This is a genomic window from Brevundimonas faecalis, assembly GCF_040549405.1.
Lineage (GTDB): Bacteria > Pseudomonadota > Alphaproteobacteria > Caulobacterales > Caulobacteraceae > Brevundimonas > Brevundimonas faecalis.
Map to the genome: position 1 here is coordinate 377,379 of NZ_JBEPTF010000001.1, position 25,731 is coordinate 403,109.

At 70.0% G+C, this 25,731-nt stretch carries 27 protein-coding genes; 18 read left to right on the plus strand and 9 right to left on the minus strand.

Annotated elements, in window-relative coordinates:
* Positions 1-2 precede the first annotated feature (2 nt).
* The 5 genes from ABIE19_RS01755 (at position 3) to ABIE19_RS01775 (ending at position 3,384) form a co-directional block, all read left to right on the plus strand.
* Positions 3-659: an EF-hand domain-containing protein gene (locus ABIE19_RS01755; RefSeq protein WP_354087389.1), complete on the plus strand. Its 657-nt coding sequence runs from the start codon at positions 3-5 to the stop codon at positions 657-659.
* Positions 660-722: 63 nt separating this feature from the next.
* A complete protein-coding gene (locus tag ABIE19_RS01760) occupies positions 723-1,307 on the plus strand; it encodes an RNA polymerase sigma factor (protein WP_354087390.1) in 585 nt (194 codons plus the stop codon).
* Between the two features lie 18 nt (positions 1,308-1,325).
* Positions 1,326-1,754, plus strand: coding sequence for a hypothetical protein (locus tag ABIE19_RS01765; protein ID WP_354087391.1), 429 nt, complete (start codon positions 1,326-1,328; stop codon positions 1,752-1,754).
* Positions 1,751-2,254: a periplasmic heavy metal sensor gene (locus tag ABIE19_RS01770; RefSeq protein WP_354087392.1), complete on the plus strand. Its 504-nt coding sequence runs from the start codon at positions 1,751-1,753 to the stop codon at positions 2,252-2,254. Before ABIE19_RS01765 ends, ABIE19_RS01770 begins: the two co-directional genes overlap by 4 nt.
* A gap of 398 nt (positions 2,255-2,652) precedes the next feature.
* Positions 2,653-3,384, plus strand: a complete 732-nt coding sequence (locus ABIE19_RS01775) for a hypothetical protein (protein ID WP_354087393.1) — start codon at positions 2,653-2,655, stop codon at positions 3,382-3,384.
* 211 nt (positions 3,385-3,595) lie between these two features.
* Here ABIE19_RS01775 and ABIE19_RS01780 read toward each other — a convergent pair whose 3' ends face one another.
* The 4 genes from ABIE19_RS01780 to ABIE19_RS01795 all read right to left on the minus strand — a co-directional run bounded on the left by ABIE19_RS01780 (position 3,596) and on the right by ABIE19_RS01795 (position 9,106).
* Entirely contained in the window at positions 3,596-5,992 is a 2,397-nt protein-coding gene (locus ABIE19_RS01780) for a PAS domain-containing sensor histidine kinase (protein ID WP_354087394.1), read from the minus strand.
* Positions 5,993-6,093: 101 nt separating this feature from the next.
* Positions 6,094-6,672 carry a hypothetical protein gene (locus ABIE19_RS01785; RefSeq protein ID WP_354087395.1) on the minus strand — a complete coding sequence of 193 codons (579 nt, stop codon included), beginning with the start codon at positions 6,670-6,672 and terminating at the stop codon, positions 6,094-6,096.
* A gap of 82 nt (positions 6,673-6,754) precedes the next feature.
* A complete protein-coding gene (locus ABIE19_RS01790) occupies positions 6,755-7,168 on the minus strand; it encodes a CBS domain-containing protein (RefSeq protein WP_354087396.1) in 414 nt (137 codons plus the stop codon).
* A gap of 102 nt (positions 7,169-7,270) precedes the next feature.
* Entirely contained in the window at positions 7,271-9,106 is a 1,836-nt protein-coding gene (locus ABIE19_RS01795; protein WP_354087397.1) for a vWA domain-containing protein, read from the minus strand.
* Positions 9,107-9,302: 196 nt separating this feature from the next.
* Here ABIE19_RS01795 and ABIE19_RS01800 point away from each other — a divergent pair, with 196 nt between their 5' ends.
* From ABIE19_RS01800 to ABIE19_RS01820, 5 genes are all read left to right on the plus strand, one after another.
* Positions 9,303-10,112 (plus strand): isocitrate lyase/PEP mutase family protein, encoded by an 810-nt coding sequence (locus ABIE19_RS01800; RefSeq protein WP_354087398.1) that lies wholly within the window; start codon positions 9,303-9,305, stop codon positions 10,110-10,112.
* Positions 10,113-10,174: 62 nt separating this feature from the next.
* The gene (locus ABIE19_RS01805; protein ID WP_354087399.1) at positions 10,175-12,034 is read left to right on the plus strand and encodes a monovalent cation:proton antiporter-2 (CPA2) family protein; all 1,860 of its coding nucleotides are present in this window, start codon (positions 10,175-10,177) and stop codon (positions 12,032-12,034) included.
* A 3-nt stretch (positions 12,035-12,037) separates the two neighbouring features.
* Positions 12,038-13,348, plus strand: coding sequence for a nicotinate phosphoribosyltransferase (locus tag ABIE19_RS01810; protein ID WP_354087400.1), 1,311 nt, complete (start codon positions 12,038-12,040; stop codon positions 13,346-13,348).
* 78 nt (positions 13,349-13,426) lie between these two features.
* The gene (locus tag ABIE19_RS01815) at positions 13,427-13,999 is read left to right on the plus strand and encodes an NADPH-dependent FMN reductase (protein ID WP_354087401.1); all 573 of its coding nucleotides are present in this window, start codon (positions 13,427-13,429) and stop codon (positions 13,997-13,999) included.
* Positions 14,000-14,052: 53 nt separating this feature from the next.
* Entirely contained in the window at positions 14,053-15,504 is a 1,452-nt protein-coding gene (locus ABIE19_RS01820; protein WP_354087402.1) for a cryptochrome/photolyase family protein, read from the plus strand.
* Here the strand turns inward: ABIE19_RS01820 and ABIE19_RS01825 are convergent.
* Positions 15,501-16,157: a class I SAM-dependent methyltransferase gene (locus ABIE19_RS01825; protein ID WP_354087403.1), complete on the minus strand. Its 657-nt coding sequence runs from the start codon at positions 16,155-16,157 to the stop codon at positions 15,501-15,503. The genes ABIE19_RS01820 and ABIE19_RS01825 overlap by 4 nt on opposite strands.
* 135 nt (positions 16,158-16,292) lie before the next feature.
* Between ABIE19_RS01825 and ABIE19_RS01830 the strand changes: the two genes are divergently transcribed.
* The 4 genes from ABIE19_RS01830 to ABIE19_RS01845 all read left to right on the plus strand — a co-directional run bounded on the left by ABIE19_RS01830 (position 16,293) and on the right by ABIE19_RS01845 (position 18,545).
* Positions 16,293-16,697: a hypothetical protein gene (locus ABIE19_RS01830; protein WP_354087404.1), complete on the plus strand. Its 405-nt coding sequence runs from the start codon at positions 16,293-16,295 to the stop codon at positions 16,695-16,697.
* Positions 16,697-16,894 carry a helix-turn-helix transcriptional regulator gene (locus ABIE19_RS01835; RefSeq protein ID WP_354087405.1) on the plus strand — a complete coding sequence of 66 codons (198 nt, stop codon included), beginning with the start codon at positions 16,697-16,699 and terminating at the stop codon, positions 16,892-16,894. Before ABIE19_RS01830 ends, ABIE19_RS01835 begins: the two co-directional genes overlap by 1 nt.
* 126 nt (positions 16,895-17,020) lie before the next feature.
* Positions 17,021-17,965 (plus strand): alpha/beta fold hydrolase, encoded by a 945-nt coding sequence (locus ABIE19_RS01840; RefSeq protein ID WP_354087406.1) that lies wholly within the window; start codon positions 17,021-17,023, stop codon positions 17,963-17,965.
* Positions 17,966-18,005: 40 nt separating this feature from the next.
* On the plus strand, positions 18,006-18,545 hold the full coding sequence (locus ABIE19_RS01845; RefSeq protein WP_354087407.1) for a GNAT family N-acetyltransferase: 540 nt from the start codon (positions 18,006-18,008) through the stop codon (positions 18,543-18,545).
* A gap of 38 nt (positions 18,546-18,583) precedes the next feature.
* Here ABIE19_RS01845 and ABIE19_RS01850 read toward each other — a convergent pair whose 3' ends face one another.
* Positions 18,584-19,420: a DUF3298 domain-containing protein gene (locus tag ABIE19_RS01850; RefSeq protein ID WP_354087408.1), complete on the minus strand. Its 837-nt coding sequence runs from the start codon at positions 19,418-19,420 to the stop codon at positions 18,584-18,586.
* Positions 19,421-19,444: 24 nt separating this feature from the next.
* Positions 19,445-20,464, minus strand: a complete 1,020-nt coding sequence (locus ABIE19_RS01855) for a UbiA family prenyltransferase (protein ID WP_354087409.1) — start codon at positions 20,462-20,464, stop codon at positions 19,445-19,447.
* A gap of 127 nt (positions 20,465-20,591) precedes the next feature.
* Here ABIE19_RS01855 and ABIE19_RS01860 point away from each other — a divergent pair, with 127 nt between their 5' ends.
* Positions 20,592-20,807, plus strand: coding sequence for a DUF4287 domain-containing protein (locus ABIE19_RS01860; RefSeq protein WP_354087410.1), 216 nt, complete (start codon positions 20,592-20,594; stop codon positions 20,805-20,807).
* Positions 20,808-20,918: 111 nt separating this feature from the next.
* Complete coding sequence (locus ABIE19_RS01865) at positions 20,919-22,115, plus strand: MFS transporter (protein WP_354087411.1); 1,197 nt, start codon at positions 20,919-20,921, stop codon at positions 22,113-22,115.
* Here the strand turns inward: ABIE19_RS01865 and ABIE19_RS01870 are convergent.
* Positions 22,079-23,005, minus strand: coding sequence for a LytTR family DNA-binding domain-containing protein (locus ABIE19_RS01870; RefSeq protein ID WP_354087412.1), 927 nt, complete (start codon positions 23,003-23,005; stop codon positions 22,079-22,081). The two genes, ABIE19_RS01865 and ABIE19_RS01870, sit on opposite strands and share 37 nt — an antisense overlap.
* Positions 23,006-23,017: 12 nt before the next feature.
* Here ABIE19_RS01870 and ABIE19_RS01875 point away from each other — a divergent pair, with 12 nt between their 5' ends.
* Positions 23,018-24,268: an acyltransferase family protein gene (locus ABIE19_RS01875; protein WP_354087413.1), complete on the plus strand. Its 1,251-nt coding sequence runs from the start codon at positions 23,018-23,020 to the stop codon at positions 24,266-24,268.
* A gap of 29 nt (positions 24,269-24,297) precedes the next feature.
* The gene (locus ABIE19_RS01880) at positions 24,298-24,942 is read left to right on the plus strand and encodes a DUF2238 domain-containing protein (RefSeq protein WP_354087414.1); all 645 of its coding nucleotides are present in this window, start codon (positions 24,298-24,300) and stop codon (positions 24,940-24,942) included.
* Positions 24,943-24,946: 4 nt separating this feature from the next.
* On the opposite strand, the gene ABIE19_RS01885 is transcribed toward ABIE19_RS01880, so the two are convergent.
* A complete protein-coding gene (locus ABIE19_RS01885; protein WP_354087415.1) occupies positions 24,947-25,714 on the minus strand; it encodes a COG4705 family protein in 768 nt (255 codons plus the stop codon).
* Between the last annotated feature and the right edge of the window lie 17 nt (positions 25,715-25,731).

Genomic DNA, 25,731 nt, shown 5'->3' on the forward strand with positions numbered 1-25,731 from the left:
AGATGAAAAAGACCATCGGCGGCGTGGCCGCCATAGCCCTTCTGACCGCCTTCGGCGGCGTCGCCGTCGCCCAGACGGCCGCGCCCGCCCAGCCGCAACGTCCGGCTCGTGCGACCATGGCCCAGCCTGTGACCCAGGCTGAGTTCGTCCAGCGCCGGGTGGAGCGCCTGCGCGCCGCCGACGCGAACGGCGACGGCTCGGTCACGGCCGAGGAAATGCGCGCCGCCGGCCAGGCCAAGCGCGCCGAGCGTCGCGCGGCCCGGTTCGACCGCCTGGACGCGAACAAGGACGGCGCGATCAGCCGCGCCGAGTTCGACGCCCCGCGCGCGGCCGCGAACGGCGAGCGCGCCGGACGCGAGCAGGGCCGCCGCATGGCGCACGGGCCAAGACACGGCGAGGGACGCGGCGCCCGCCATATGGCGCGCGGACCGCAGGGCGGCGGGGCCCGCTTCCCCATCGTCATCGCCGAGACCGAGCGCAAGGCCAATGAGGCCTTCGTCCGCATGGACGCGAACCGCGACGGAACCCTGACGGTCGAGGAGCGTCGCGCCGCCATGCAGGCGCGCCGCGCCGAAATGCGCGAAAAGCGTCAGGAGCGCCGTAACGCCGCTCCGGTCGCGGCTTCTGCGGCGTCGCCTTCGACGCCCGCTTCGGAGTAAGGTCGGTGTCGGGGAAGGCGGTCCGACCGTCGGCCCGCGTCCTGAACGGCGAAAGAGGCTGGATTGGCGAAGACCGCCGACCCCGACGAGGATCTGGTGCGCCGCGTGGGCGAAGGCGACCCCGCGGCCGTCCAGGCCATGGTCGCCCGCAAGCTGCCGCGCATGCTGACGCTCGCCCAGCGCATGCTGGGCGACGCGGGGGAGGCTGAGGACGTGGCCCAGGAAGCCATGCTCAGGGCCTGGCGCCAGGCGCCGCGCTGGACGCCCGGCCAGGCCAAGTTCGACACCTGGCTGCACCGGGTGGGCCTCAACCTCTGCTACGACCGGCTGCGTCGTCGGCGTGAGACGCCGACCGACGCCCCGCCGGAACGGATCGACGACGGTCCCGCGCCCGATCGCGGCCTGCTGGCCATGGAGACCGGGGCGCGGGTCGAGGCGGCCCTGGCGAAACTGCCCGAGCGGCAGCGCGAGGCCATCGTCCTGTGCCATTATCAGGAACTGGGAAACATAGAGGCCGCCGGGCTGATGAGCATCAGCGTCGAGGCCCTGGAAAGCCTGCTTTCGCGCGGTCGCCGCGCCCTGCGGCAGGCTCTGGCGGATCTGGCGCCCCATGCGGCGGCGGGTGAAACGAAGACGGTGAAAGGTTAAAGGCGGGGGCTGGAAACCATGACGATGACGTTCGAGCGTTTTGAACATCTGGCCGACGCCTACGGCGGCGACCTGCGGCGCTGGCCCGAGGCCGAGCGTGAGGCCGGGCGCGCCCTGGCGTCGGCGGATCCGCGCGCGGCGGGCCTGCTGGCCCAGGCGGACCGGCTGGACGTCCTGCTGGACGCGGCGCCGCGACCGGCCGTGTCCCACGCCCTGCGCGAACGCGTTATCGCGGCGGCGGCGGTGGCTGGGCTCAAGCCGCGTCGCGGCCGGGCGCCGGGCCTGTTGGCCTGGCTGTCGGGCGCCGGATGGGCGGCGGCGGCCTGCGCCGGCGTGGTCTTCGGCATCAGCCTGACCGCTCACATGACCGCCGACGTCCAGGCCGACGCGGTCCTCTATCAGGCCAGTCTGGCCGGCGCGGACGACACGGAGGTCCTGGGCGGATGAGCATGAAGAGCCTGAAGATCGCCCTGGCCGTTTCGGTGGCCGTCAACCTCTTCGCCCTGGCGGCGGGCGGGGCCATATGGGTGATGCGCGACAAGGTCGAGGAACGCGTGGCCGAGGCGCGGCGTCCCGGGCGGGGCGAGTCCGTCTGGAACGTGGTGGACCGCATGCCCGCCGCCGTGCGCGACCAGGTCAAGCAGGGCCTGCGCGCCTCCGCCATGGAGGCCCGGCCCGATTTCGAGGAGGCCCGCGCGGCCCGTCGCGAGGCCATCGCCCTGGCCGGCGCTCCGACCTTTGATCCGGTGGCCGTGTCCGCGCTGCTGGAACGTTCGCGCGCCTCGGAGGCCCGGGGCCGCGCCCGGCTCGAGGCCGGCGCCGTCGAGACCCTGTCCCGTCTCAGCCCCGAAGACCGCAAGGCCTTGGCCCCCATCCTCTCCCGCCATAAGCCGCACCGCGGCCGCGACGAAAAGGCGGGCGCCGCTTCAGACAAGAAACCGCACTGATGCCTCTTCTCCCTCCGCCTTTGGGGGAGGGTGGCGCTTCACTCCTCCCCTGCGAAGCGGGGGAGGGGGACCATGCGCAGCATGGTGGAGGGGGCGAAGGTTCGGGCTCCGGTTTCCAGATCAGGGCGGGACGGCGGTGCAAACAACTCGGCCGTCGCACGTGCAGCCGCCCCCTCCACCGCTCCGCGGTCCCCCTCCCCCGTGAACGGGGGAGGAGTCAGGTCGGCCCCCTAAAACACCCCAAAAAAGATAGATTTCCGATCTCGCCATCCTAATTTCGTCATTCCGACCTTTGAAATCATTCGACTTTCAGGAAATTTCGGCCTGACGACCTAGCACGGTCTCCAGCGGCCTCATAATGGCGTTCCCCCATCTTCTGGGGTGAACCGGAGGGCGAGATGGACCAGCAAGCGACCCGCGCGGACGAACCGCACTACGAATACGTCTACATCTACGGCGACGACGACGATCCCCGGCCGGATCGTGAAGACGGGCGCGGCGGCTATCGCCGGGCCTCGGACGAGACCTGGGCCCTGGCCCGTCACGACTATCTGGCCGGCGACAGCGCCGAGGCCGTCTGCGACCGCTACGACCTGCGCGAAGGGACCCTGCGCCATCGCGCGGCGGCCGAGGGCTGGCGTCGCCGCGACCAACCCGATCCCGAGCCCGTGGACCTGGAGGCCGAACTGGCCGCCGGCCTGCCCGACTACGCCGACATGGCCCGTCACGCCCTGGTCCGCCTGAACCGCGCCGTCCTGGCCGGCCGCTCGACCGAGGCCGCCCGCTGGATGCGGCTGCACGAACGCCTGCTGACCCTGGCCCAGGCGGAACAGGACCGCGCCGAAAAGGCCGCCGCCGCCGAACCCAAGCCCGAACCCCGCCTCACCCTGGCCGAGCGCAAGGCCCGGCTGGACCGCCACACCCTCAGCCTCGGCCGCGCCATGTCCGGCCTCGATCCCGCCGAACCCGCCAACCGCCTCCTCGCCAAGCTCGCCGCCGAATGCCTCGTCGGCCTGGCCCGACTGGAGGAAGGGGATGATTCAGACGATTCAGACCCTGTTTCACAAACACCCGCCGACGCCTCTCCCGCTCCGCTCACAGAGACCGGCCAAGCGGCGCCGGACCACTGAACTCCTCCCCTGCGAAGCGGGGGAGGGGGACCGCGCGTAGCGTGGTGGAGGGGGCGAAGGTTCGGGCTTCGGTGTCCAGGTCAGGACGGAACGGCGGTGAGAACCGGCCGGCCGTGGCGCATGCGTCCGCCCCCTCCACCGCTCTGCGGTCCCCCTCCCCCGTGAACGGGGGAGGAGTCAGGTCGGCGCACCTCCCGAAACCTAAGCCTGATCAGGCGGCGCGGGACTGGACGCGTTGGGGCGGGACGCCGACGGGGGCCATGGCGCCTTCGGGGGCGCGCAGGGGCAGGTCGAACCAGACGGTGGTGCCGCGTCCCGGCTCGCTCTCGATGATCATATGGCCCTGGTGCAGTTCGATCAGGGACTTGGTCAGGGCCAGACCCAGGCCCGTGCCCTGGGTGGTCTTGGAATGCTGGCCCTCGACCTGTTCGAAGGGCTGGGCCAGGCGGTCCAGGTCGTGGGCGGCGATGCCGATGCCGGTGTCGGCGACCGAGACGCGGACATGATCCTCGCCCTGGCGGACCAGGGAGACGGTGACGGACCCGCCCTCGGGCGTGAACTTCACCGCGTTTGAGATCAGGTTCAGCAGCACCTGCTTCAGCCCGCGATGATCGGCCTCGACGTCGATCGGCTCGGCCGCGACCAGGGCCAGGCCGAGGCCGGATTCCATGGCCTTGCCGCGCATCAGGCGGATGGCGTCGTCGCACAGGCCGTTCAGGGAGACGGGCTCGTAGTGCAGGGTCAGCTTGCCGGCCTCGATCTTCGCCATGTCGAGGATGTCGTTGATCAGGCTGAGCAGGTGCTGGCCCGAGGCGTGGATGTCGGCGGCATAGCCCTTGTACCGCTTGTCCCCCAGGGCGCCGAACATCTCGGCGGCCATGATCTCCGAGAAGCCGTTGATGGCGTTCAGCGGGGTGCGTAGCTCGTGGCTCATATTGGCCAGGAACTCGGACTTGGCCTGGTTGGCGGCCTCGGCCCGGGTCATGGCCACCTCGTACTTGCGGGCCAGCAGGGACAGCTTGGCCTCGCGGTCCTCCAGTTCCTCGACCATGCCGCGCAGTTCGTCGGCGGCGCGGCGGCGCTCGGCCTCCTGGTGGCGGATGACGGTGATGTCGGCGGCGATGACCACGGTGCCGCCGTCGCCGGTGAAGCGCTCGGCCATCTGCAGCCAGCGACCGTCCTTCAGCTCGACCTCGCGCACGCCCGCGCGGCCGCCGGCGGAGGGGTGCTCGGCCTTCACCGCCTCGGCGGCGATCTGGTTCAGGGCGTCCTTGTGGGCGCCGCGCACGACCACGCCGGGCGGGAAGGCGAAGGCGTCCTGGAAGGCCTGATTCCACAGCACCAGGCGGCCCTGGCGGTCGAACAGGACGAAGGCGTCGGAAACGCTCTCGATGCCGTCGCGCAGGCGGTTCTCGGCGGCTTGGGCCTGGGCCTTGGTGCGGCGGGCCTCGGTGATGTCCAGGGCCACGCCCATCAGGCTGCCGAAGCCCGCGTTGCGGCGCGGCTGGCGCGACTGGCCCCGGGCGTCGATCCAGCGCACCCCGCCCGCCTTGAGAGGCACGGGGAAGGTGACGTCGAACAGGCCGGTGGCGCCCGCGCGGTCCAGGGCCTCGACCAGGGTCTCGCGATAGCGGGGATGGACCCGCTCGATCAGGTCGGCCGTGGTCAGGACGGCGCCCGGTTCGGCCTCCAGCATGGCGGCCATGTAGTCGGACAGGACGACCTCGCCCTTGGCCAGATCCCACTCCCAGACGCCGCAGCGGGCGGCCTCGACCGCGACGCGGAAGCGCCGCTCGGTGTCGGCCCAGGCGCGGCCGGCGCGGGCCTGGCGCCAGTTCTGGACGGCGATCACCACCAGCATGATCATGACCAGCAGCAGGGGCGCGGCCAGGACCCAGGCGTCGTTCAGCCAGGCGAAGAAGCCCCCGGCGGCGGGCAGGGAGGCGACGACGGCGTGCTCCGTCTCACCGATCGGGGCGGAGATCGACAGGGTCGTCCGGCCGTCCACGCCCTTGGCCGGGCGGCCCTGAACGGCGGGCAGGCTGGTCGCGGGGACGACCGTCAGGGTCGCGCCCGCCAGTTCAGCCTTCAGCGGGGGCAGGGGCGTGCGCGCGATCAGGACGCGGCCGGCGCCCAGTTCGCGACGGCTGAGCAGGGCCTCGTCGCGCAGGGTGTAGGCGCCCTCGGCGCGGACGGCGGCGTCGGGGCCGGTCTTGCCGCCCGAGGCCGCCAGGACCTGGCCGTTCGGGCCGGTCAGGACGAAGCCCGCCTCCGGCGCCACGGCGCGGGCGCGGTCCAGGGCGTCGACGGCCCGGCCGGGATGGTCGACCAGTTCGCGCACGCTCAGATTGACGGCGGCCTGGGTCAGGTCGAGGGCGGACTGGATGCGGTTCGCCGCCAGCCGGGCTTCCAGCGACAGGGCCTCGCGCCGGGCGGCCTCGGCCTCGCGGTGCGGGCGGCTGCTGTCGCGAATGACCAGGACGGCGTAGGCCGTGACCGCCAGGGCGACAGCCAGCAGCAGGACGCGCAACCATACGGTCGCGCCTCCCGATGCCCGGTCCGTCGCACGACGGCCGGGTTGGTAGCTGCGGCGTTCAATGCCCTGCAAGCCCGTTCCTCATCCCGAAAACGGGGCGAATCTAGGCTGCGTCGCGGATTCCTGTCGAGAGTCGGAAAGAAAGGCTTTTCGCCTGACAGGGGAAGAGGGGCTCAGGCGGCGGGCGGCGTGGCCGGAAGCTCCGGCGAGGCGGGGGCGGCGGGCGCCCCCATGGCGTCGGCGACGCGACGCAGGATGTCCCGCGCGCGGCGGGCCAGACGCAGACTTTCCGGCGGGGCGTCCTCCGGGCTTTCACCCACGCTTTCAACCAGTTCGCGGGCCAGGGCCATCAGGTCGGGCGAGGCGGCGATCAGGCGGGACTGGAACTCGATCCGGGCCGGGTCGCGGTCGTACTCGGCGCCGGGCACGCGCCAGCCGCCCCAGTCGGCCCTGTCCGTCACCACGACCGGATAGCTGCCGGGGAAGGGGTGATGGGCGCAGTCGGCCGGGTCCTGCCACTTGTTTCGGGCGCGGAGGACGCGCCAGTCGCCCAACTCGGTCGCGGCCGCGTCCTCCGCCGGCAGCTGCAGCTCCGTCGCCAGGAAGTCGCGGCCCAGGCCGACGTCATAGGTGATGCGGACCGGCTCGTCGAAGCCCTTGGCCCAGACCGGCAGGACCTTTTCGATCTGAGACCAGACGCCGACGCTCTCGACCCAGACCTTCTGGCCCTTCTGGAATTGCGCGCGCGCCATGACATGGTTCCCGAATGAAAGGGACAGGATGACGGGCGGCGGTTATCGCCGGGTTCCGCGTCGTGGTTAGCGAAGCATGAACTCAGCCCGAGCGGGAGATTTCCTCCAGGGCCTCGCCGGCATAGCGCTCCTTCACCCGGGTGGAGAGGTCGCCCAGGGAGACGACCCCGACCAGGCGGCCGTCCTTGTCGACCACCGGCAGGCGGCGGATCTGGCGCGAACTCATCAGGTCCAGGGCGGCCTTCAGGTCGTCGTCGGCGCGCACGACCAGGGCGTCGCGGCTGAGGAATTCGACCACGCGGGCGGTCGGCGGGGCGCCCGCGGCTACGGCGCGCACGGCGATGTCGCGGTCGGTGAGGGCGCCGACCAGGGTCTCGCCGTCCGCGACGGGGATGAAGCCGAAATCGCCCGCCGCCATGCGGGCGGCGACTTCCTGAAGGGTGTCGTTGGGACGGGCCACCTGCACGTCCTTGCTCATCACGTCGCGGATTTTCATCGGTCTCTCCCTTGCCCGGCGTCTGTCAGGCTTGACCTTAGGAACCCGCGCGAGGGAGCCCGGTTCCGGCAGGCGATCTCAAGGTCCCCTGCCGGAAGTCGCCTAGGGCTCCCTTCGTTCAGGCAGGGTCTGGGCGGCGCGGACCAGTTGCACGAACTCGGCGCGGTCGCCGTAGGGATCGTCGCCGCGCGCCCCCTGCGCCTGTTCCAGGACGGCGTCCCAGCCATAGTCGGCCTTCATCCACGGATCGCCGCGCAGCTTCTGGGCGAAGGCGGCGACGGCCATGGCCCAACGGGTCGCTTCAGGCGGCTGGGCGCTGACGCGGCCGTCGGCGGAGTTGGCCAGAACCTGCTGGATCAGCTCGGAGCGGGCGGCGCCGGGTTGCTTGTAGCGCACCTGGATAAAGCCGATCTCGCCGTTCGGATCGCCGCCGGTCGCGGGGCGGTTGTCGGCGTAGCGGCGCTCCGGAACCTGGGTCGGGCCGCCGACGGGGGTGATCTCGTACAGGGCGGTGACGGAGGCGCCCGAACCGACCTCGCCCGCGTCGATCGCGTCGTTGGCGAAGTCCTCCTCGTTCAGCAGTCGGGTCTCATAGCCGATCAGCCGCCACTCGGCGACGCGGGCGGGGTTGAACTCGACCTGGATCTTGACGTCGTCGGCGATGGGGAAGGCGCCCCGGTCGAACATGGGGCCGAACAGGCGGCGGGCCTCGTTCAGGTCGTCGACATAGGCGGCCGTCCCGTTGCCGGCCTGGGCGACGGCCTGCATCCGCGCGTCCTGGTAGTTGCCGCGCCCGAAGCCGTAGACGGACAGGTAGATGCCCGTCTTGCGCTTGTCGGCGACATAGTCTTCCAGCCGCTTGTCGTCGGTGACGCCGACATTGAAGTCGCCGTCCGTGAACATCAGGATGCGGTTGACCTTGTCGCGGCCGAAACTGGCCTGGGCCTGGTCATAGGCGTTGGTCATGCCGGTCGCGCCGGCCGTGCCGCCCGCCGCGCGCAGGGAGGCGACGGCGCAGCGCAGCTTCAGCTTTTCATTGCCGGAGGCGGGGGCCAGGGTCGTGCCCGCGCCCTCGGCGTAATAGGCGACGGCGACGCGGTCCTGGGGCCGCAGACGGTCGATGATCAGGTTCATCGACTGCTTGGCCAACTCCAGCTTGTCGGGGCTGTTCATCGAGCCGGAGACGTCGACCAGGAAGGTCAGGTTCAGGGGGCGGCGCTGACCCTCGGGCAACTCATAGCCCTGCAGGCCCACATGGACGATCTGGCGGCCCGGCGCCCAGGGCGAGGCGGCGACGGCTGTGGTGACGGCGAAGGGACGGGCCGCCGAGGTCGGGCGGGCGTAGCCGTAGTCGAAGTAGTTGATCATCTCCTCGACCCGGACGGCGTCGCGCGGCGGAGCCCTGCCGTTGTCGATGAAGCGGCGGACGTTGGCGTAGGCGGCCGTGTCCACGTCGATGGAGAAGGTCGAGACCGGCTGGTCCGCCGTGCGCTTCACCGGGTTGGGCGTCGCGTCGGGATAGCGTTCCGTGTCAACGGGACGCGGCGGTACGGGGAAGCCGGGCGGACGGGGCGCGATGCGCGAACCGCTGACGGTCGCGTCGCTGACCACAGAGCCTGGCGGAGGAGGCGGGGGAGGCGGCGGCGGGGGAGGCGGAGCGGACGGCGGGGCCGCATACTCGGATCGGTTCTCCGGCCCCATCCGCTGAACGGATGCAGAAGCAGACGATGGAGCGGGCCGGCCGCGGTGCAGGATCGGCGGACGGGTCGGCGCGCTCAGGTCGAAGCCGAAGGCGCGGCAGGCGGCCTCGGTCGGGGTCCCGTCGCGTTGCGGCGGCATGGGCGGGGGCAGGGGGGCGGCGACGGAGGGCGCCGGGGCGCCGGTCAGAACGACGGCCGCGATCGCGAGGATCGGGCGCGACGGGTTGCGGTTCGGCATTGAAGGTCTCCTCCATCCCTGTCCTCTGCATCAAGCGTGACGATGTTCGGCCAAACTGTGGCGGTCGTCCGCGATGCGCGCGGCGCGGCGACGAGGTGTGGCGCGGGCGCCGCGCCTTCCGACGACCCTGTCCGAAAACCGCGGGACGTCCTCGCCGCGACGGGTCTAGGCTGCATCGACCCGTCAGGAGGATCCGATGACCGAGACGACCCGCCGCGCCGCCGCCTTCCGCGATCTGCATGCTCGGGGCGGTTTCGTCCTGCCCAACTGCTGGGATGCGGCCAGCGCCCGCGTCTTCGTCGGGGCGGGCTTTCCCGCCGTGGCGACCAGCAGCGCCGCCGTGGCCTGGGCGCGCGGCGCCGGCGACGGCGAGGGTCTGGACCGCGAGGCCATGGCGCGGGAGATCGCCGTCGTGGCCTGCGCCGTCCAGGCGCCGGTCAACGCCGACATGGAGGCGGGTTACGGCCCGTCGGCGGCCGATGCGGCGGATACGGCCCGCGCCGCCTGGGAAGCGGGGGCGGTCGGGATCAATTTCGAGGACGCCGACTATCGCAACCCCGGCGCTCTGATCGACATCGGGGCGCAGCAGGCGCGGATCGCCGCCATCCGGGCGGCGACGCCCGATCTGGTGATCAACGCCCGGACGGATGTCTTCCTGCTGGGGCTGGGCGAGGACGAGGCGGCGCGTCTCGACATGGCGGTCGAGCGCGGTCGGGCCTGGTTGGCCGCCGGCGCCGACGTGGTCTTCCTGCCGGGCGCGACCGACCCGGACCTGGTGCGCCGCCTGGCCCAGGGGATCGGCGGGCCGATCAGCCTGATGGCCGGTCCGGGCGCCCCGCCGGCTGCGCGCCTGTTCGAGGCCGGCGCCTGTCGCGTCAGCACGGGTCCCTATCCCATGCTGGCCGTCCTGGATCAACTGGCGACCCTGGCCGAGGGGCTGGCCGACGACTGGGGCGCCATGAGCCGCAGCGGGCACCCGGCGCGCCTGGGACCCGTCTTCGGCTGAACTCCCTCTCGCAATCGCGGCGCTTCGCCCCCACTATGGGGGTTCAAGCACAAGGGTGAGCGATGGCCGAGGCGACGACGGGAATGGATCTGGGCCATGTGGCCGCGCTGCTGGCGGCGGGGGTCGTGGCCGTGCCCGTCTTCCGCAAGCTGGGGTTGGGCTCGGTGCTGGGCTATCTGGCGGCGGGCGTGGCCATCGGTCCCTTCGGCCTGGCCCTGTTCCGCGAACCGGAGACCATCCTGCACGTCGCCGAGTTCGGCGTGGTCATCTTCCTGTTCCTGATCGGGCTGGAGATGCGGCCCAAGCGCCTGTGGGGCATGAGGAACGAGATCTTCGGCCTGGGCGCGGCCCAGGTCGGGCTGGCGGGCCTGGCCCTGACCCTGGTCGCCATGGCGGCGGGCGCGCCGGCGCCGGTCGCCTTCGTCGGGGCCATGGGCTTCGTCATGTCCTCGACCGCCGTCATCGTCCAGATGCTGGAGGAGCGGGGCGACCTGCCGACGCCGCAGGGACAGAGGGCGGTCAGCATCCTGTTGTTCGAGGACCTGGCCATCGTGCCCCTGCTGGCCATTGTCGCCGTCCTGGCGGCGTCCCTGGGAACGGCGACGGAGTCCACGGTTCCCCTGTGGCGGACCATCGGCCTGGCAGCCGCGGCGGTGGCCGGGGTCCTGATCGCCGGGCGCTACGCCATCAATCCGGTCTTCCGCTTCCTGGCCCGCAACGGCGGACGCGAGGTGATGACGGCCGCCGCCCTGCTGGTCGTGGCGGGCACGGCCTGGATCATGAACGGGGTCGGGCTGTCGATGGCCATGGGCGCCTTCCTGGCCGGGGTGCTGCTGTCGGACTCGACCTTCCGCCATCAGCTGGAGGCTGATGTCGAACCCTTCCGCGCCATCCTGCTGGGCCTCTTCTTCCTGTCGGTCGGCATGGCTCTGGATATCGGTGTGGTGATCACCGATTGGCGCATCGTGGTCCTGGGCCTGCTGGCCTTCATGCTGGTCAAGGCGGCGGTCATCTATGTCGTGGCGCGGTTGTTCAAGGCTCGCCACCATGAGGCGATCGAGCGCGCGGCCCTGTTCGCCCAGGGCGGGGAGTTCGCCTTCGTCCTCTACGGCGCCGCGGCGGCCGGCGGCGTCATCGACGGCCAGGCCAGCGCGGCCCTGACGGCCATCGTCATCCTGTCCATGGCCCTGACGCCGCTGACGACCCTGGCCATGAAGCGGTGGCTGCCGAAGGAGGCGGGCCTGTCGCCGGAAGAGGCCGAGGGCGTGGACGCCGCCGACGGCCTGCGCGGGCGGGTGCTGATCATCGGCTTCGGCCGCTTCGCCCAGGTAGTGTCCCAACCCCTGCTGGCGCGCGACGTGGACGTGTCGATCATCGAGAACGACGTGGAGATGATCCAGGCCGCCGGCAATTTCGGCTTCAAGGTCTATTATGGCGACGGCACGCGCCTGGACACGCTGCGGGCCTCGGGCGCGGGCCGGGCCGAGGCGGTGCTGGTCTGCGTCGACAAGCCGGAGGCCGCCGACCGCATCGTCCAACTGGTCAAGTCCGAGTTCCCGGGGGTGAAGCTGTTCGTGCGCGCCTTCGACCGGGGCCATTCGCTGCGCCTGATCGAGGCGGGCGTCGACTACCACATCCGCGAGACCTTCGAATCCGCCCTGAAATTCGGCGAGGCGGTGCTGGTCGACCTGGGCGTGTCCGAGGATGAGGCGGCGGACACCGTGGCCGAGGTGCGCCGCCGCGACGCCGCGCGCCTGGACCTGCAGGTGACGGGCGGCCTGACCGCCGGGCGGGCCCTGATGCGCGGCAACGCCGTAACGCCCCAGCCCGAGCCCTACATCAAGCCCGCGCGCGAAGGGCGGCTGGTCAACGAGGACGAGGCCCCGCCCGAGGCTGTGATCGAGCGCGAGGTCCAGGACTGAGCCATGGCGAGCGTCGACCTGGCCAAGCGGGCCTATGACCACGGCTGGCGGCTGGACCCCATCGTCCGCAGCCTGCTGGACACCGACTTCTACAAGCTGCTGATGTTGCAGCTGATCTGGCGCAAGCATCGGGACACGCCGGTGCGGTTCAGCGTCATCAACCGCACCAGGAGCGTGCGGCTGGCCGATGAGGTGGACGAGGCGGAGCTGAGGGCGCAGCTGGATCATGCGCGCACCCTGCGCTTCTCCAACCGCGAGCTGATCTGGCTGGGCGGCAACACCTTCTATGGGGTGAAGTCGATCTTCAGCCCCGACTTCCTGGCCTGGCTGGCGGAGTACCGTCTGCCCGAATATGACCTGTCGCGCGGCGAGGACGGGCAGTTCCAGCTGGAGTTCTCGGGCGGTTGGGCCGACGTCACCCTGTGGGAGATCCCGGCCCTGTCCATCCTGAACGAGCTGCGCAGCCGCCGCGCCTTGCGCCGTCTGGGCCGGTTCGAGCTGGACGTCCTCTATTCACGGGCCAAGACGAAACTCTGGGGCAAGGTCGAGCGGCTGCGGCGGCTGGAACGCCTGGCCATATCGGATTTCGGCACGCGGCGTCGCCACGGCTTCCTGTGGCAGGGCTGGTGCGTCGAGGCGCTGAAGGAGGGGTTGGGCAAGGCCTTCATCGGCACGTCCAACGTCCTTCTGGCCATGAACAACGACCTGGAGGCCGTGGGCACCAACGGTCACGAACTGCCCATGGTCCTCGCGGCCCTGGCGGGGGACGACGACGCGGCCCTGCGCGCGGCGCCCTATCAGGTGCTGGAGGAATGGCGGGCGACCTATGACGGCAACCTTCTGGTGGCCCTGCCGGACGCCTTCGGGACGAGAGCCTTCCTGGCCGACGCGCCGGAATGGCTGGCCGACTGGAAGGGCTTCCGGCCCGATTCCGCGCCGCCGATCGCGGGCGGGGAGGAGATCCTGGCCTGGTGGGCGGCGAAGGGCCGCGATCCGCGCGAACGGCTGCTGGTTTTCGCCGACGGCATGGACGTGGATACGATCGAGACGACCCACGCCCACTTCAAGGGCCGGGTGCGGACCAGCTTCGGCTGGGGCACCAATCTGACCAACGACTTCCGCGACTGCGCGCCCGCGCCCATGCCGGAGCTGACGCCCATCTCACTGGTCTGCAAGGTGACGCAGGCGGCGGGGCGTTCGGCGGTCAAGCTGTCGGACAATGTTGAAAAGGCGACCGGCGACCCGGCCGAGATCGCGCGCTATCTGCGGGTCTTCGGCGAGGCGGGCCGGGGGCGTCAGGCCGTCACGGTCTGACGGGAACCGCCAAGCTTTACCAGGCATTGGGTTGGAGGCGGCGGTCGTCGTCGCCTCCAACCCAGCGGAGCGGGCCCCATGACCACCTATAATGTCGGCTACATCATCGGCAGCCTCGCGAAAAACTCGATCAACCGCAAGCTGGCGAAGGCCCTGATCCAGGTCGCGCCCGAGAAGCTGAAGTTCCACGAGATTCCGATCCGGGACCTGCCCCTCTATTCCTATGACTACGACGCCGACTTCCCGGCCGTGGCCAAGGACTTCAAGGCGGGGATCAAGGGATCGGACGCCGTCCTGATCGTCACGCCCGAATACAACCGCTCGGTGCCGGGCGGCCTGAAGAACGCCATCGACTGGGCCAGCCGTCCCTATGGCCACAACGTCTTCGCCAACAAGCCGACGGCGGTGATCGGGACCTCGCCCGGCGCCATCGGCACGGCCGTGGGGCAGCAGGCCCTGCGCCCGATCCTGGGCTTCCTCAACGCGCCCCAGATGAACGCCGTCGAGGCCTATATCCAGTTCAAGCCCGACCTGATCGGCGACGATGGCGCGGTCTCCTCGCCGGAGACGGAGGCCTTCCTGCGCAAGTACATGGAGTCCTTCCACGCCTTCATCGCCCATGTCCTGACGGTCTTGCCGCGCGACGCCTGATCCCGCAGGGGAGGGAGCGGACCGCCTTCGGCCGCACGACGTCAGGACGCCGCTTGCCCGCTTCACCGCCCGTCATCCTGTGGTTCCGCCGCGACCTGCGACTGGCGGACAACCCCGCCCTGAAGCACGCCCTGGCGACGGGGCGGGCCGTGTTGCCGGTCTATGTCCTGGACGCGCGGCTGGAAGGGCGACCGATCGGCGCCGCCTCGCGTCGGCGGCTGGACGGGTCGTTGCGGGCGCTGGACGCGGACCTGAGGGCGCGCGGCGGGCGGCTGATCCTGCGACGCGGCGACGCTGAGGCGGAGTTGCGTCGACTGATCCAGGAGACCGGCGCGGATCAGGTCTTCATGAACCGCCTGTTCGAACCCGAGGCCTTCGCTCGCGACGCGGACATCGCTCATGGGCTGAAGGCCGAGGGCGTGGACTGTCGCGGCTTCAACGCCGCCCTGCTGCAGCGGCCGGGCGCGGTGCTGAACGGATCGGGTCAGGCCTACAAGGTCTTCACCCCCTTCCTGAAGGCCCTTCTGGCGACGGCCCAGGCTCCCGCGCCGTTGGACGCGCCTGAGCGGGTCGTGGTCCCGGACGACGTGCGGAGCAAGGCGATCGACGACTGGAGCTTGCGCCCCATGCGGCCCGACTGGTCGACGGGCTTCGTCGGAACGCCGGGCGAGGCGGGGGCGCTGGCGGCGCTGGACGCCTTCACGGCGGGTGGGCTGAAAGCCTATGCGACCGACCGCGACCGGCCGGATCGGGACGGGACCAGCGGCCTGTCGGCGCATCTGCACTGGGGCGAGATCAGCCCCTGGCGGGCGGTGCAGGCGGCGCGGGCCGCGGCGGCGACAGGGCGGGTTCCGGCGGCCCAGGCCGAGAAGTTCGTGGCCGAGATCGGCTGGCGCGAGTTCTCGGCCCACCTGCTGCACCACTTCCCCTATCTGCCTGAACGCGCCTTCCGGCCCGAGTACGACGCCATGCCGTGGCGTGACGATCCGGAAGGTCTGGCCGCGTGGAAGGCGGGGCGGACGGGCTATCCCCTGGTGGACGCAGGGATGCGCCAGTTGTGGGCGACAGGGACCATGCACAACCGGGTGCGGATGGCGGCGGCCTCCTTCCTGGTCAAGCATCTGCTGATCGACTGGCGCGAGGGCGAGGCCTGGTTCTGGGACTGCCTGACCGACGCCGACCTGGCCAGCAATGTGCAGAACTGGCAGTGGATCGCGGGATCGGGCGCTGACGCCGCCCCCTATTTCCGCATCTTCAATCCGGTGGTTCAGGGCCAGAAGTTCGACCCGCAGGGCGGCTATGTGCGGCGCTGGCTGCCCGAGATCGCGCGTCTGCCCGACCGCTGGATCCATGCGCCGTGGACGGCGCCCGCGGCGGCCCTGACCGAGGCGGGGGTGGTGCTGGACGCGACCTATCCGCGCCCCGTCGTGGATCACGTCGCGGCGCGCGAGCGGGCGCTGGCGGCGCTGAAGACGATCAGCGCCGGGCGAAACGAAGACGGCTAGTCCAGAGACCAGACGCGAGAGCGCTTGACCTCCTGATCCTCCAGTTCCCGCGTGGTCGGCACCGTGTACTCGGCCAGCAGGGTCAGGCCGGATTTCGGGAAGTATGTACGGCCAGGGTCGCCGACCACGACGCGGGTTCCGTTGGCCTGGGCCTGCTTCAGCCAGGCCAGGACCGCCTCGGCCATCGGTTTCTCATAGAAGACGTCGCCGGCGCAGATCAGATCGACGCGCGGCGGGGGCGAGGCCAGCAGGTTCTCGGTGGTGAAAGCGATCTCGACGCCGTTGGAGCGGGCGTTGGCGGCGACGGCGGCCTCGCAGAAGGGGTCGATGTCGGCGGCCAGGACATCGGCCGCGCCCGCCTTCATTGCGGCGACGGCGACCAGGCCCGACCCGGTCGCCAGGTCGATCACCCTCTTGCCCGCGACCTGATCCGGATGGTCCAGCAGCCAGCGCGCCAGGGCCTGGCCGCCCGCCCAGGCGAAGGCCCAGAAGGGCGGGGGCAGGCCCATCTCGCCCAGTTCCTCCTCCGTCAGACGCCACAGGGGCGTGATCTCGTCCGCCAGCCACAGGGATATCTCGGGCGCGTGCGGCACGGGCTGCAACCGGGTGTTGGCGGCGATGAAGTCGGGAGCATTGGCGGGCATCAGGCGCATGAGGGTCTGTCTAGGGCAGAAGAGGGAGCCGTGCGAGCGCGCCGATGAAAATCATGCTGGCCTGACAAAAAGTCAGGTTGACATGACATGAATGTGGAGTAAGGTCAGCCTTACATTCAGTCAGGAGCGCCTTCCATGTTGACGCTGTCGAAACAGACCACCCCCGCTGGCCGCCGCTACGTGATCCGCACCTTCGCCTTCATGGCCGGCTATGTCGCCGTCATGGCGGCGACCATGGGCGGCGCCTTCGACGCCATCCAGGGCAAGCCCGCCGCCTGGGCCTTGGCCCTGACGGTCGCCGCGCCCATCGCCGGTCAGATGTGGGCCACCCTCAGCTTCATGCGCGACAGCGACGAGTTCGTTCGCGCGGTCACGGCCAAGCAGTTCATCGTCTCGGCCGGCGTGGCCATGGCCGCCTTCAGCGCCTGGGGCTTCGGCGAGAGCTTCGCCGGGGCGCCCCACGCCGAGGGCTGGATGATCTACCCCCTGTTCTGGGCCGTTTTCGGCCTGGTCTCGCCCTTCATCCGGAGCTCGAACTGATGAAGAATCGTCTGAAGCTGCTGCGCGTCGAGCGTAACTGGACCCAGGAGCAACTGGGTCAGGCGCTTGGGGTCTCGCGCCAGGCCGTCAACGCCCTGGAAACCGAGAAGCACGACCCCTCTCTGGACCTCGCCTACCGCATCTCCGCCCTGTTCGAACGGCCGGTGGAGGATGTCTTCGAGAATCCCCACGTCTGACGCCTCTGTCAGTCAAACCTTACTTTCCGAAAAGCCGCCTTCTCCCTTCGCTCCGGGCCTGACCCGGGGATCGGTCCCGCACGCCTGATGTGCGGCGGGTCCGCCAAACACTCAAAGGAAACGCCGATGTCCAAGATCTCCGCTCCCGCCAGAACCCTCCGCGCCCTGATGCTGGCCGCCGCCGTCGGCTGGGCCGCCGCCAACATCTTTTCCCCGGCCCACGCCGAGACCGTTCGGGTCGAGCCGGCGCGGGTCGAGGCGCCCGCCTTCGCTTCTGACCGTCTGTCGGTCGAGGTGATCGGACAGGGCCCCGACGTCATCCTGATCCCCGGATTCGCCTCCTCGCGCGAGGTGTGGCGGCCCCTGGCCCAGCGCCTGTCGGCGACACACCGGGTGCATCTGGTGCAACTGGCCGGTTTCGCCGGAGAGGCCTGGACGCACGGCGACGGCGCCTTCATCCAGCCGGCGGTCGACGAGGTGGCGCGCTACGCCAAGACCCTGAACAAGCCCGCGATCATCGGCCACTCCATGGGCGCCCTGACCGGCCTTCTGGTCGCGCAACAGCATCCTGAGGCGGTCGGCAAGCTGATGAGCGTCGACAGCCTGCCCTTCTTCAGCGCCATGTACGGCCCCCAGGCCACGGCCGAAGGCGCCAAGCCCTTCGCCGACCAGGCGGCGGCGGCCATTCTGAACGCCGACGCCGCCGGCTTCCGCACGCAACAGGAGCGCGGCGCCGTGGGCCTGATCCGGAACGAAGCCGCGCGCCCCGCCATGGTCGAATGGTCCATGGCTTCCGACCGTCACGCCATGGCTGCGGCCATTCGCGAGGTGATGACCACCGACGCCCGTCCGGGCCTGGCCGCCATGACCACGCCGGTCTGGGCCGTCTACGCCTCGGACGCCAACGGCGGCGCGCCGGCCGCCGTGGCCGACGCCATGTGGGGCCGCGAGTACGCCGCCCTGCCCGGGGTTAAGCTGGTCCGCGTGGACGACAGCCGCCACTTCATCATGACCGACCAGCCCGCGCGACTGGACGCCCTGGTGGACGAATTCCTCGCAAAGGCCGACTAAGGCCTTCAGGCTTTAAACAAGGTCGCGTCCAGGACCCTTCATGAGAACCGACACTCCCTTCCTGCAGATCGACACGACGGACGAGATCGTCACCCTGAGAACCGAACGGCTGACGCTGCGGCCGCAGGTGTTGGACGACTTCGCGGCCTACGAGGCCTTCCTGGCTTCGGATCGATCGGCGGGGATGGGCGGGCCGTTCGACCGGCGGGCGGCCTGGGGCATGTTCTGCCACGACCTGGCCATCTGGCGCTTCTTCGGTCACGGCGCCCTGATGATGGTGCTGACAGAGACGGGGGAGTGCATCGGCCAGGTCGGCGTCAACCACGGTCCCCTGTTCCACGAGAAGGAACTGGGCTGGCTGCTGTACGAGGGGCATGAAGGGAAGGGCTATGCGACCGAGGCGGCCGCGGCCCTGCGCGACTGGGTCTGCCGAACCCTGAAGCCGCCGTCCCTGGTCAGCTATGTGGCGCCGGGCAATACAGCCTCCTCGGCGGTCGCGCTCAGGCTCGGCGGCGTGCTCGATCCATCGGCGCCGAGGGAGGATCCCGACGACCTCGTCTATCGCTATCAGGTCGAATAAGGGGGACCGACCGCCGGAAAGCGGCCGGTCCCGGAACGTCAGGCCTTGGGCCGCAGGTCCTCGGTCACGTCGCCGGCCTTCAGCGGCTGGCCGCCGAACTCGGCGGCGTAGGCAGGGGCCAGCAGGCCCTGGAAGGCGGACGCCGGCAGGGTCAGGTAATAGGCGCCTTCGACATAGGGGCCGACCGCATAGGCGTCGAGCAGGAAGGTCAGACCGCCCGCCTTGCCCTGGACGGAGCCGGGGGCAAGAACCACGGCCGTCTTGGTCAGCTTGGGGCAACTCCACATGTCGCCGCCGGCCGTGACCGGCTCGGCGCCGGGGCGGCCCTTCTTCGCCGTGTTGACCGCCGTGCACAGGGCGCGCTCCAGGGCGGTCAGGTCGGCGCCCTTGGCGAAGAGGTCGGCGGCGGTGACGCGTTTTTGCTCCGTCTTGTCCCACAGCAGGCCGGTCGCGACGGTGTTCGGGTGGGCGCCGCCCGAATAGTCGAAGTCGGTACGCATGGCGCTGAACAGGCGGCCGGTCTGGACGGCGCCGCCGTAGACGATGGTCTTTTCATACGGACCCATGGCGCTGTCGCCGCCGGCCTCGGTGCGGTCGGCCTGGGCGCCCTCGGCGTAGCGGCCGAGGTCGGCCACCTCCTGGCGATAGAGGTCGGCGTAGAGCTTGGGTTGGGTCTTGATCGCCTCGGGCAGGGTCAGGCTGACCTTGGCGTAGGGGGTGGCGCTTTCATAGGAGAGGGGGCCGGTCGCGGCGGCTTCGGCCGCGGGCGGTGCGGCCTCGGGCGAGGCCTCCTTCTCCTTGCGCTGGCAGGCGGCCAGGGTCGCCGCGACGGCGACGGTCAGAAGCAGGGCGCGGGCGGGGCGCGAGGGGATCATGCCGGACTCCTTGGGAAGGCTCGATCAGAAAGCTATGCCGTTGAACGCGATGGCGGCCAGAAGGATCAATCCCGCGTCGCGATTTGATTTGAACAGGCGCAGGGCCAGGGCGGGGTCGTCGGGTCGCAGCCGCCGCACCTGCCAGACGAAGTGCAGAGCGTAGAGGGCCAGGCCGACATAGAAGATCGGCCCCAGTCCGGCCGCCCAGCCTGCGGCCCCTGCGAGAAGCACGGCCAGAACGTAGAAGAGGCCGACGCCCTCCTTCACTCTGGCGCCCAGGCGACGCGCCGAGGACTTCACCCCGGCCATGGCGTCGTCCTCAATGTCCTGAAGGGCGTAGATGGTGTCGTAGCCCAGGGTCCAGAACAGGCCGCCCGCATAGAGAAGGCCCGCCGACAGGGCCAGATTTCCCATGCGGTTCAAGCCGTCGGCCATCCAGTAGGAATCACCGCTGAGTTTGACCTCCAGCACATAGAGCCAGCCCAGGGCGAACAGGCCGCCGGTCGCCGCCGCGAAGCCGAGCAGGGCGCCCCAGTTGAAGGTCAGTCCCAGCCAGGCCTGGGGCCACCAGGTGATCCGCTTCATGAAGGGATAGGCCGCGACCAGGCCCAGCGACAGGGCACCCAGCAAGACCGAGGTCAGGTTCATTGTCAGCAGGATGCACAGGCTGACCAGGCTGAGGCCGCCGACGAAGGCCCAGGCCTGCTTGACGCTGATCTGGCCCGCCGGGATGGGGCGCATCGCCGTGCGCGCCACCTGGGCGTCGAAGTCGCGGTCGACGATGTCGTTCACGGCGCAACCCGCCCCGCGCATCAGGGCGGCGCCGACGGCGAAGCCGATGATCAGCCACAGCTCATAGCCGCCGAAGGGGCGGTCGTACTGGTTCAGCGCCAGCAGGATGCCCTGCCAGCCGGGCAGCAGCAGCAGCCAGGTCCCGATCGGCCGGTCAAAGCGGCCCAGCTTCAGCCAGGGCTTCAGCCGCTCGGGCGCATGGCGGTCCACCCAGTTCTGGCGAGCGGCGTCGGGAAGCGGGGCTGTGCTCATGCAGGGGTCTTAGACCCGGAAGCCGTCGCGGGTGAAGGCCCTGCGTCCGATCCGCGTCATGCGAGGACGCTTGCGCCGCCGCGCGACGCCGCCCTTATTGACGACAGACAGAGAAAGAAAGCCGCCGATGACCGAAGCGCCGATCAAGGGCCCAGCCTCCTACTTCCCCTCCATTGAAAAGAAATACGGCCGCCCCATCGCCGAATGGAAGGCGGTCGTGCGCGCCGGCTATCCCGCCAAACACATGGAACTGGTGGCCTTGCTGAAGGACGAGCACGGCATGGGCCATGGCCACGCCAACGCCCTCGTCGCCCACACCCTGGCCGAAGACGGATTGAAGTAGGGGGCGCCTAGACGCTCTCCGGCCATAGCTGCTGTCGTCCCTGCAGCGACGGAATTGTGAAGTTTGCGTTCGAAGCTGGACTTGAGGGCCGGCGTCGCTCACGAAGTGCGAATGCCTCGCAATTCTATTCCTCGCAGCGTCTGGGTCCTGGGCGTGGTCAGCCTGCTGATGGATGTCTCCTCGGAGATGATCCAGACCCTGCTGCCCATCTATCTGGTGGTCGGGCTGGGCGCTTCGGCGGTGGTGATCGGACTGGTGGAGGGTTTTTCCGTGGTCGTGGCCACGGCGGTGAAGTTCCTGTCGGGCTTCTGGTCCGATCGTATCGCCCGGCCCAAGTGGCTGGCGGTGGCGGGCTATGGGCTGGCGGCCCTGTCCAAGCCGATCTTTCCCCTGGCGGCCTCGGTCGAGGGGGTGTTGCTGGCCAAGGGGGTGGATCGGATCGGCAAGGGGATCCGCACCGCGCCGCGCGACGCTCTGGTCGCGGCGGTGACGCCGCAGGAGATCAGAGGCCGCGCCTTCGGCCTGCGCAAGTCGCTGGACACGGTCGGCGGTTTCGTCGGACCCTTGCTGGCCATCGGGCTGATGGTGCTGCTGGCGAACGACATCAAGGCGGTCTTCTGGCTGGCCTCCATTCCCGCCTTCCTGGCCGTGGCCCTGCTGATCGGCGGGGTGTCCGACCCGCCGCGCCCGGACGAGGTCGCCAGGAAACCGCCCAGTCTGAAGGGGGCGATCCGCCTGGACGCCGCGACCTGGACCATGATCACCCTGACGGCGGTGATCGGCCTGGCGCGGTTCAGCGAGTCCTTCCTGCTGATGAAGGGCCTGGACGTGGGCGTTCCCGCCGCCTTCGCTCCGGCGGCGACCGTCCTGCTGCACCTCGTGTTCGGCCTGGCCGCCTTCCCGGTGGGGGCGCTGTCGGATCGGATCGGGCGCACCTCCTTGCTCTTGCTCAGCCTGGTCTTCCTGGCCGCTGCAGACGTGGCGCTGGCTCTGGCCGGAAATCAGGCGGTCTACTACCTGGGCGTGGCGCTGTGGGGGCTGCACATGGGCTTTTCGCAAGGCCTGCTGATGACCCTGATCGCCGATGCGGCGCCCGCCCATCTGCGCGGTTCGGCCTTCGGCCTGTTCGCCCTGATCTCGGGTCTGATCGCCCTGATCGGCAATCTGGCGGCGGGTCTGCTCTGGGACGGCTTCGGTCCCCAGGCGACCTTTGCGGCGGGCGCGGCCCTGAGCCTGGTCTGCGCCGTGGGCGTGGCCGTGTGGATGCGGCGTCAGGCCGCGCGCAGTCGCTCCAGCGCCTCGGCGTAGCGGCGGGATAGGGGAGCTTCGAAATCACCCAGCTCCACCGTCCAGTCGCCTGAGCCTTCGGGCCGCAGGCCGGTCATCCGCGCGCTGTTGACCAGCCATCCGCGGTGCGTCCGCACGAAGCCGCAGCGCGCCAGCTCGGCCTCGACCGCCGCCAGGGTGACGCGCATCAGCGGCCGCCGTCCGTCGACGAGAACGAACTCGACATAATTGCCGGCCGAAGCTGCGGCCAGGATGTCGTTCAGGGGCGCCCGGATCAGTCGCGCTCCGTCGCGGATGTCGAAGCTGACGGGCCGCAGCGGCGTCTCGCGCGCTTCGCGCAGATTGTGCACGGTCCAGAAGACGCCGAGGAAGAGGGCGTAACTGAGCAGATCCTTGCGCAGTTCGTAGATGAAGCGTTCGATCGGCGGGCCGTAGTCATAGGTCTCGCCCAACAGGGCGTAGACGCCGTGGCGCATCGTAACCATCATGCCGACGTGCAACAGGCTGTAGAGACAGGCGGCCGTCAGATGGACGGCGAGGAAGCGTCCGCGACCATTCCAGCCTTCGCTCAACAGGGCCGGCGGGGCGACCGAACCAGCCAGCCAGGGCAGCCAGACCAGCAGCGACAGGGCCAGGGCGCTGGACCCTTCCCATACCCAGGGCGCCCAGGGACGCAGGTCGGGCTGATCGGCCAGAACCGTCAGGGCGTTGACCACCATGAAGCCCAAGGTCACGACGATGATGACAGGCCAGCCGGCCAGCAGGTCGCGGCGGTTCGCTCCGCTCGTCCCTGACGGCGCGCCGCTCGCCCCCGTCGCCGGCGATCCGGCCCGGCTCGAGGTCCGCCGGTCCCGCTCCGATTGCCGGACGCGGGGCGTCGATGACAGGCCGGGGTTCGTCGTCTCCGTCATCCCAGGTCGCTCATGTCCGTCACACCCCTCGTCGCAGATCGCCGTCGCCATGACCTGGACTGGATCCGGGTCTGCGCCTTCATGCTGCTGATCCTCTATCACGTCGGCATGTTCTACGTGCCCTGGGACTGGCATGTGAACAGCCCCCGGCCTGTCGAGCAGTTGGAGCCGGTGATGCAACTGACCAATCCGTGGCGGCTGACCCTGCTGTTCCTAGTGTCGGGGGCGGCCACGCGCTTCCTGTTCGACAGCTTGCAGCGCGACGGAAGAGGCGCCGTGCGACGCTTCGCCGGATCGCGCACCCTGCGCCTGCTGCCGCCGCTGCTGTTCGCCATGTTCGTGATCGTGCCGCCCCAGTCCTATTATGAGGTGGTCGAGGCGGCGCAGGGCCTGGGGATCGTCGATCCCGGACGATCGCACTGGCTGGCCGATTTCTGGATGAAGTATGCGACGGCGTCCGGCGGCTGGTGCGACGCGGACGGATGCCTGACGACGCCGACGTGGAACCACATGTGGTTTGTGGCCTATCTGTTCGTCTACTGCCTGATCCTGGCGGGACTGTTGCTCTTCGGGCGGCGGTGGTTGCCCGTTTTGCAAAAGGGGCTGGAGCGGGCGCTGGGCGGATGGGGCCTGCTGGTCTGGCCCGTCCTCTGGCTCTTTCTCCTGCGCTGGACCTTGGGACCTGTCTTCCCGACGACTCATGCCCTGACGGACGACTGGTACAACCATGCCGTGTCGTTCGGTGCCTTCCTGTTCGGCTTCCTCAGCGCGCGGTCATCGCTGTTGCAGGCTAGATTCGAGAAGGTGAGGCTGCCGGCCCTTCTGCTCGGTCTGTGCGCCTGGGCCGGATGGGCGGCCTATAGCTGGACCTATCGCGACGGCGGGGTTCCGCCGGAGGCGCTGCGAGGGGGGATGCGGTTCGTCTACGCCCTGGATCAATGGGCCTTCATCGCGGCCGCCCTGGGCTACGGCGCCCGTTATCTGAACCGGGACGGGCCGCTGCTGCGCTATCTGACGGGCGGGGTCTTCTGCTTCTACATCGTCCACCAGACGATCACCGTGGTCGCGGCGTATCATCTGGCCAGGCTGGGTCTGCCGCAGGGACTGGAGGCCGCAGTGCTGATCGCCGTCACCTTCGGGGGCTGTCTGGCGGCCTATGAGATCGCGCGGCGCGTGGGGCCTCTGGGTCTGCTGCTCGGCGTCCGGGCGCGTTCCGCTTCTCGACCTCGCCTTGCCGGTGAAGCGGGTCCGGCCTTAGTCTGACGGAAAGGTCGACCACGGGAGAGCGCGGCATGGACGGCGAGCGTCGGGACAGGCGTCCCCCGATCATCCTCTATCCGACCTGGGCGATCCTGATCGGCGCGGCTGTGGTCGGCTTCATCACCGATGAGTTCAGCGTGACCTTCGTCGGGATCGGAACCCTGTTGCTGTCCCTGGTCCCGATCTGGCTGGGCGAGAAGGTGGGGGTCGCCCTGCCGACCGCCTTTGTCAGCGCCATCGCCGCCTTCCTGTGCGCCACCCTGCTGCTGGGCGAGGTCGGCGACTTCTATGAGCGTTACTGGTGGTGGGACGTGGTGCTGCACGGGGGCTCGGCCGTCGGGTTCGGGCTGGCCGGCACCCTTTTGATGCTGATGCTGGTGCGCGGGAACCGGCTGACGGCGGCGCCCTTCACCGTGGCCTTCTTCGCCTTCTGCTTCGCCGTGATGATCGGTGCGGTGTGGGAGATCTGGGAGTTCACCCTGGACCAGGTGTTCGGTCTGAACACTCAGAAGTCCGGCCTGGTCGACACCATGTGGGACCTGATCGTCGACGCTGTCGGCGCCCTGATCGGGGCCGGGGCGGGCTGGGCCTATCTGAAGGGCCGTGAGGGCGGGCCGCTGGTCGGAGCGATCCGCGCCTTCGTCGATAAGAACCGCCGCCTGTTCGGCGACGACTGAGACGTCAGGTCGCCTCGCCGGGGTGTCGCCCGGCGCGCTGGGGCAGGATCAGGATCAACGCCAGGATCACCGCCGCCAGAACGGCGGAGGCCAAGGGGCGGCTGAAGGCCAGACCGCCGTGATCCAGCGGCTTGTCGAGGAAGTCGCCGACCGTGGCGCCCAGAGGCCGGGTCAGGATGAAGGCGGCCCAGAACAGCATGACCCGGTTCACCTTCGTCCAGAAATAGAGGCCGGCGACGACGGCCAGCAGGACGCCGAAGACCAGGGCCGCGCCGACATAGCCCAGCCCGCCGGTGTCGGCGGTCCAGTCGCCCAGCGCCGTGCCCAGAGTCTGGGAAAAGGTGATGGTCAGCCAGTAGAAGGCCTCGGCGCGAGGAGAGCTGATCGCATCGGAAGCGATTGAGCCGGTGGTCCAACGCCATGCCGCCAGCGACGCAAGCACGCAGGTCAGCAGCAACAGCGATCCGCCTGTATAGCCTATGCCCAGGGATCGGGTGGCGAAGTCGGCCAGGGCCGTGCCCGCCGTGGTCGAGGCGATGATGGTCGTCCAATAGAGGAAGGGGTGGAAACGCCTGGCTGCGATCTGACGCCAGACCAGCACCGCCAGGGCGGCCATGAAGACGCCTGTCCCGGCCAGATAGCCCAGCTTCATCGTCATGGTGACGGTGTCGCCCGCCGTCTCGCCGAGTGTGGTGGCCAGGATCTTGATGACCCAGAAGCCCAGGGTGACGGCAGGGACCTTGCTGAGGATTTCGCTCTCTTGCCGGGTCATGACCGGTCCTTCGGGAG

What these genes read in the sequence shown, in the direction of transcription:
- ABIE19_RS01755 (WP_354087389.1), top strand. Translation starts at nt 3, where the DNA reads ATGAAAAAGACCATCGGCGGCGTGGCCGCCATAGCCCTTCTGACCGCC.
- ABIE19_RS01765 (WP_354087391.1), top strand. Translation starts at nt 1,326, where the DNA reads ATGACGATGACGTTCGAGCGTTTTGAACATCTGGCCGACGCCTACGGC.
- ABIE19_RS01770 (WP_354087392.1), top strand. Translation starts at nt 1,751, where the DNA reads ATGAGCATGAAGAGCCTGAAGATCGCCCTGGCCGTTTCGGTGGCCGTC.
- ABIE19_RS01775 (WP_354087393.1), top strand. Translation starts at nt 2,653, where the DNA reads ATGGACCAGCAAGCGACCCGCGCGGACGAACCGCACTACGAATACGTC.
- ABIE19_RS01785 (WP_354087395.1), bottom strand. Translation starts at nt 6,672, where the DNA reads ATGGCGCGCGCGCAATTCCAGAAGGGCCAGAAGGTCTGGGTCGAGAGC.
- ABIE19_RS01790 (WP_354087396.1), bottom strand. Translation starts at nt 7,168, where the DNA reads ATGAAAATCCGCGACGTGATGAGCAAGGACGTGCAGGTGGCCCGTCCC.
- ABIE19_RS01795 (WP_354087397.1), bottom strand. Translation starts at nt 9,106, where the DNA reads ATGCCGAACCGCAACCCGTCGCGCCCGATCCTCGCGATCGCGGCCGTC.
- ABIE19_RS01800 (WP_354087398.1), top strand. Translation starts at nt 9,303, where the DNA reads ATGACCGAGACGACCCGCCGCGCCGCCGCCTTCCGCGATCTGCATGCT.
- ABIE19_RS01805 (WP_354087399.1), top strand. Translation starts at nt 10,175, where the DNA reads ATGGCCGAGGCGACGACGGGAATGGATCTGGGCCATGTGGCCGCGCTG.
- ABIE19_RS01810 (WP_354087400.1), top strand. Translation starts at nt 12,038, where the DNA reads ATGGCGAGCGTCGACCTGGCCAAGCGGGCCTATGACCACGGCTGGCGG.
- ABIE19_RS01815 (WP_354087401.1), top strand. Translation starts at nt 13,427, where the DNA reads ATGACCACCTATAATGTCGGCTACATCATCGGCAGCCTCGCGAAAAAC.
- ABIE19_RS01825 (WP_354087403.1), bottom strand. Translation starts at nt 16,157, where the DNA reads ATGCGCCTGATGCCCGCCAATGCTCCCGACTTCATCGCCGCCAACACC.
- ABIE19_RS01830 (WP_354087404.1), top strand. Translation starts at nt 16,293, where the DNA reads ATGTTGACGCTGTCGAAACAGACCACCCCCGCTGGCCGCCGCTACGTG.
- ABIE19_RS01835 (WP_354087405.1), top strand. Translation starts at nt 16,697, where the DNA reads ATGAAGAATCGTCTGAAGCTGCTGCGCGTCGAGCGTAACTGGACCCAG.
- ABIE19_RS01840 (WP_354087406.1), top strand. Translation starts at nt 17,021, where the DNA reads ATGTCCAAGATCTCCGCTCCCGCCAGAACCCTCCGCGCCCTGATGCTG.
- ABIE19_RS01845 (WP_354087407.1), top strand. Translation starts at nt 18,006, where the DNA reads ATGAGAACCGACACTCCCTTCCTGCAGATCGACACGACGGACGAGATC.
- ABIE19_RS01850 (WP_354087408.1), bottom strand. Translation starts at nt 19,420, where the DNA reads ATGATCCCCTCGCGCCCCGCCCGCGCCCTGCTTCTGACCGTCGCCGTC.
- ABIE19_RS01855 (WP_354087409.1), bottom strand. Translation starts at nt 20,464, where the DNA reads ATGAGCACAGCCCCGCTTCCCGACGCCGCTCGCCAGAACTGGGTGGAC.
- ABIE19_RS01860 (WP_354087410.1), top strand. Translation starts at nt 20,592, where the DNA reads ATGACCGAAGCGCCGATCAAGGGCCCAGCCTCCTACTTCCCCTCCATT.
- ABIE19_RS01865 (WP_354087411.1), top strand. Translation starts at nt 20,919, where the DNA reads ATGCCTCGCAATTCTATTCCTCGCAGCGTCTGGGTCCTGGGCGTGGTC.
- ABIE19_RS01870 (WP_354087412.1), bottom strand. Translation starts at nt 23,005, where the DNA reads ATGACGGAGACGACGAACCCCGGCCTGTCATCGACGCCCCGCGTCCGG.
- ABIE19_RS01875 (WP_354087413.1), top strand. Translation starts at nt 23,018, where the DNA reads ATGTCCGTCACACCCCTCGTCGCAGATCGCCGTCGCCATGACCTGGAC.
- ABIE19_RS01880 (WP_354087414.1), top strand. Translation starts at nt 24,298, where the DNA reads ATGGACGGCGAGCGTCGGGACAGGCGTCCCCCGATCATCCTCTATCCG.
- ABIE19_RS01885 (WP_354087415.1), bottom strand. Translation starts at nt 25,714, where the DNA reads ATGACCCGGCAAGAGAGCGAAATCCTCAGCAAGGTCCCTGCCGTCACC.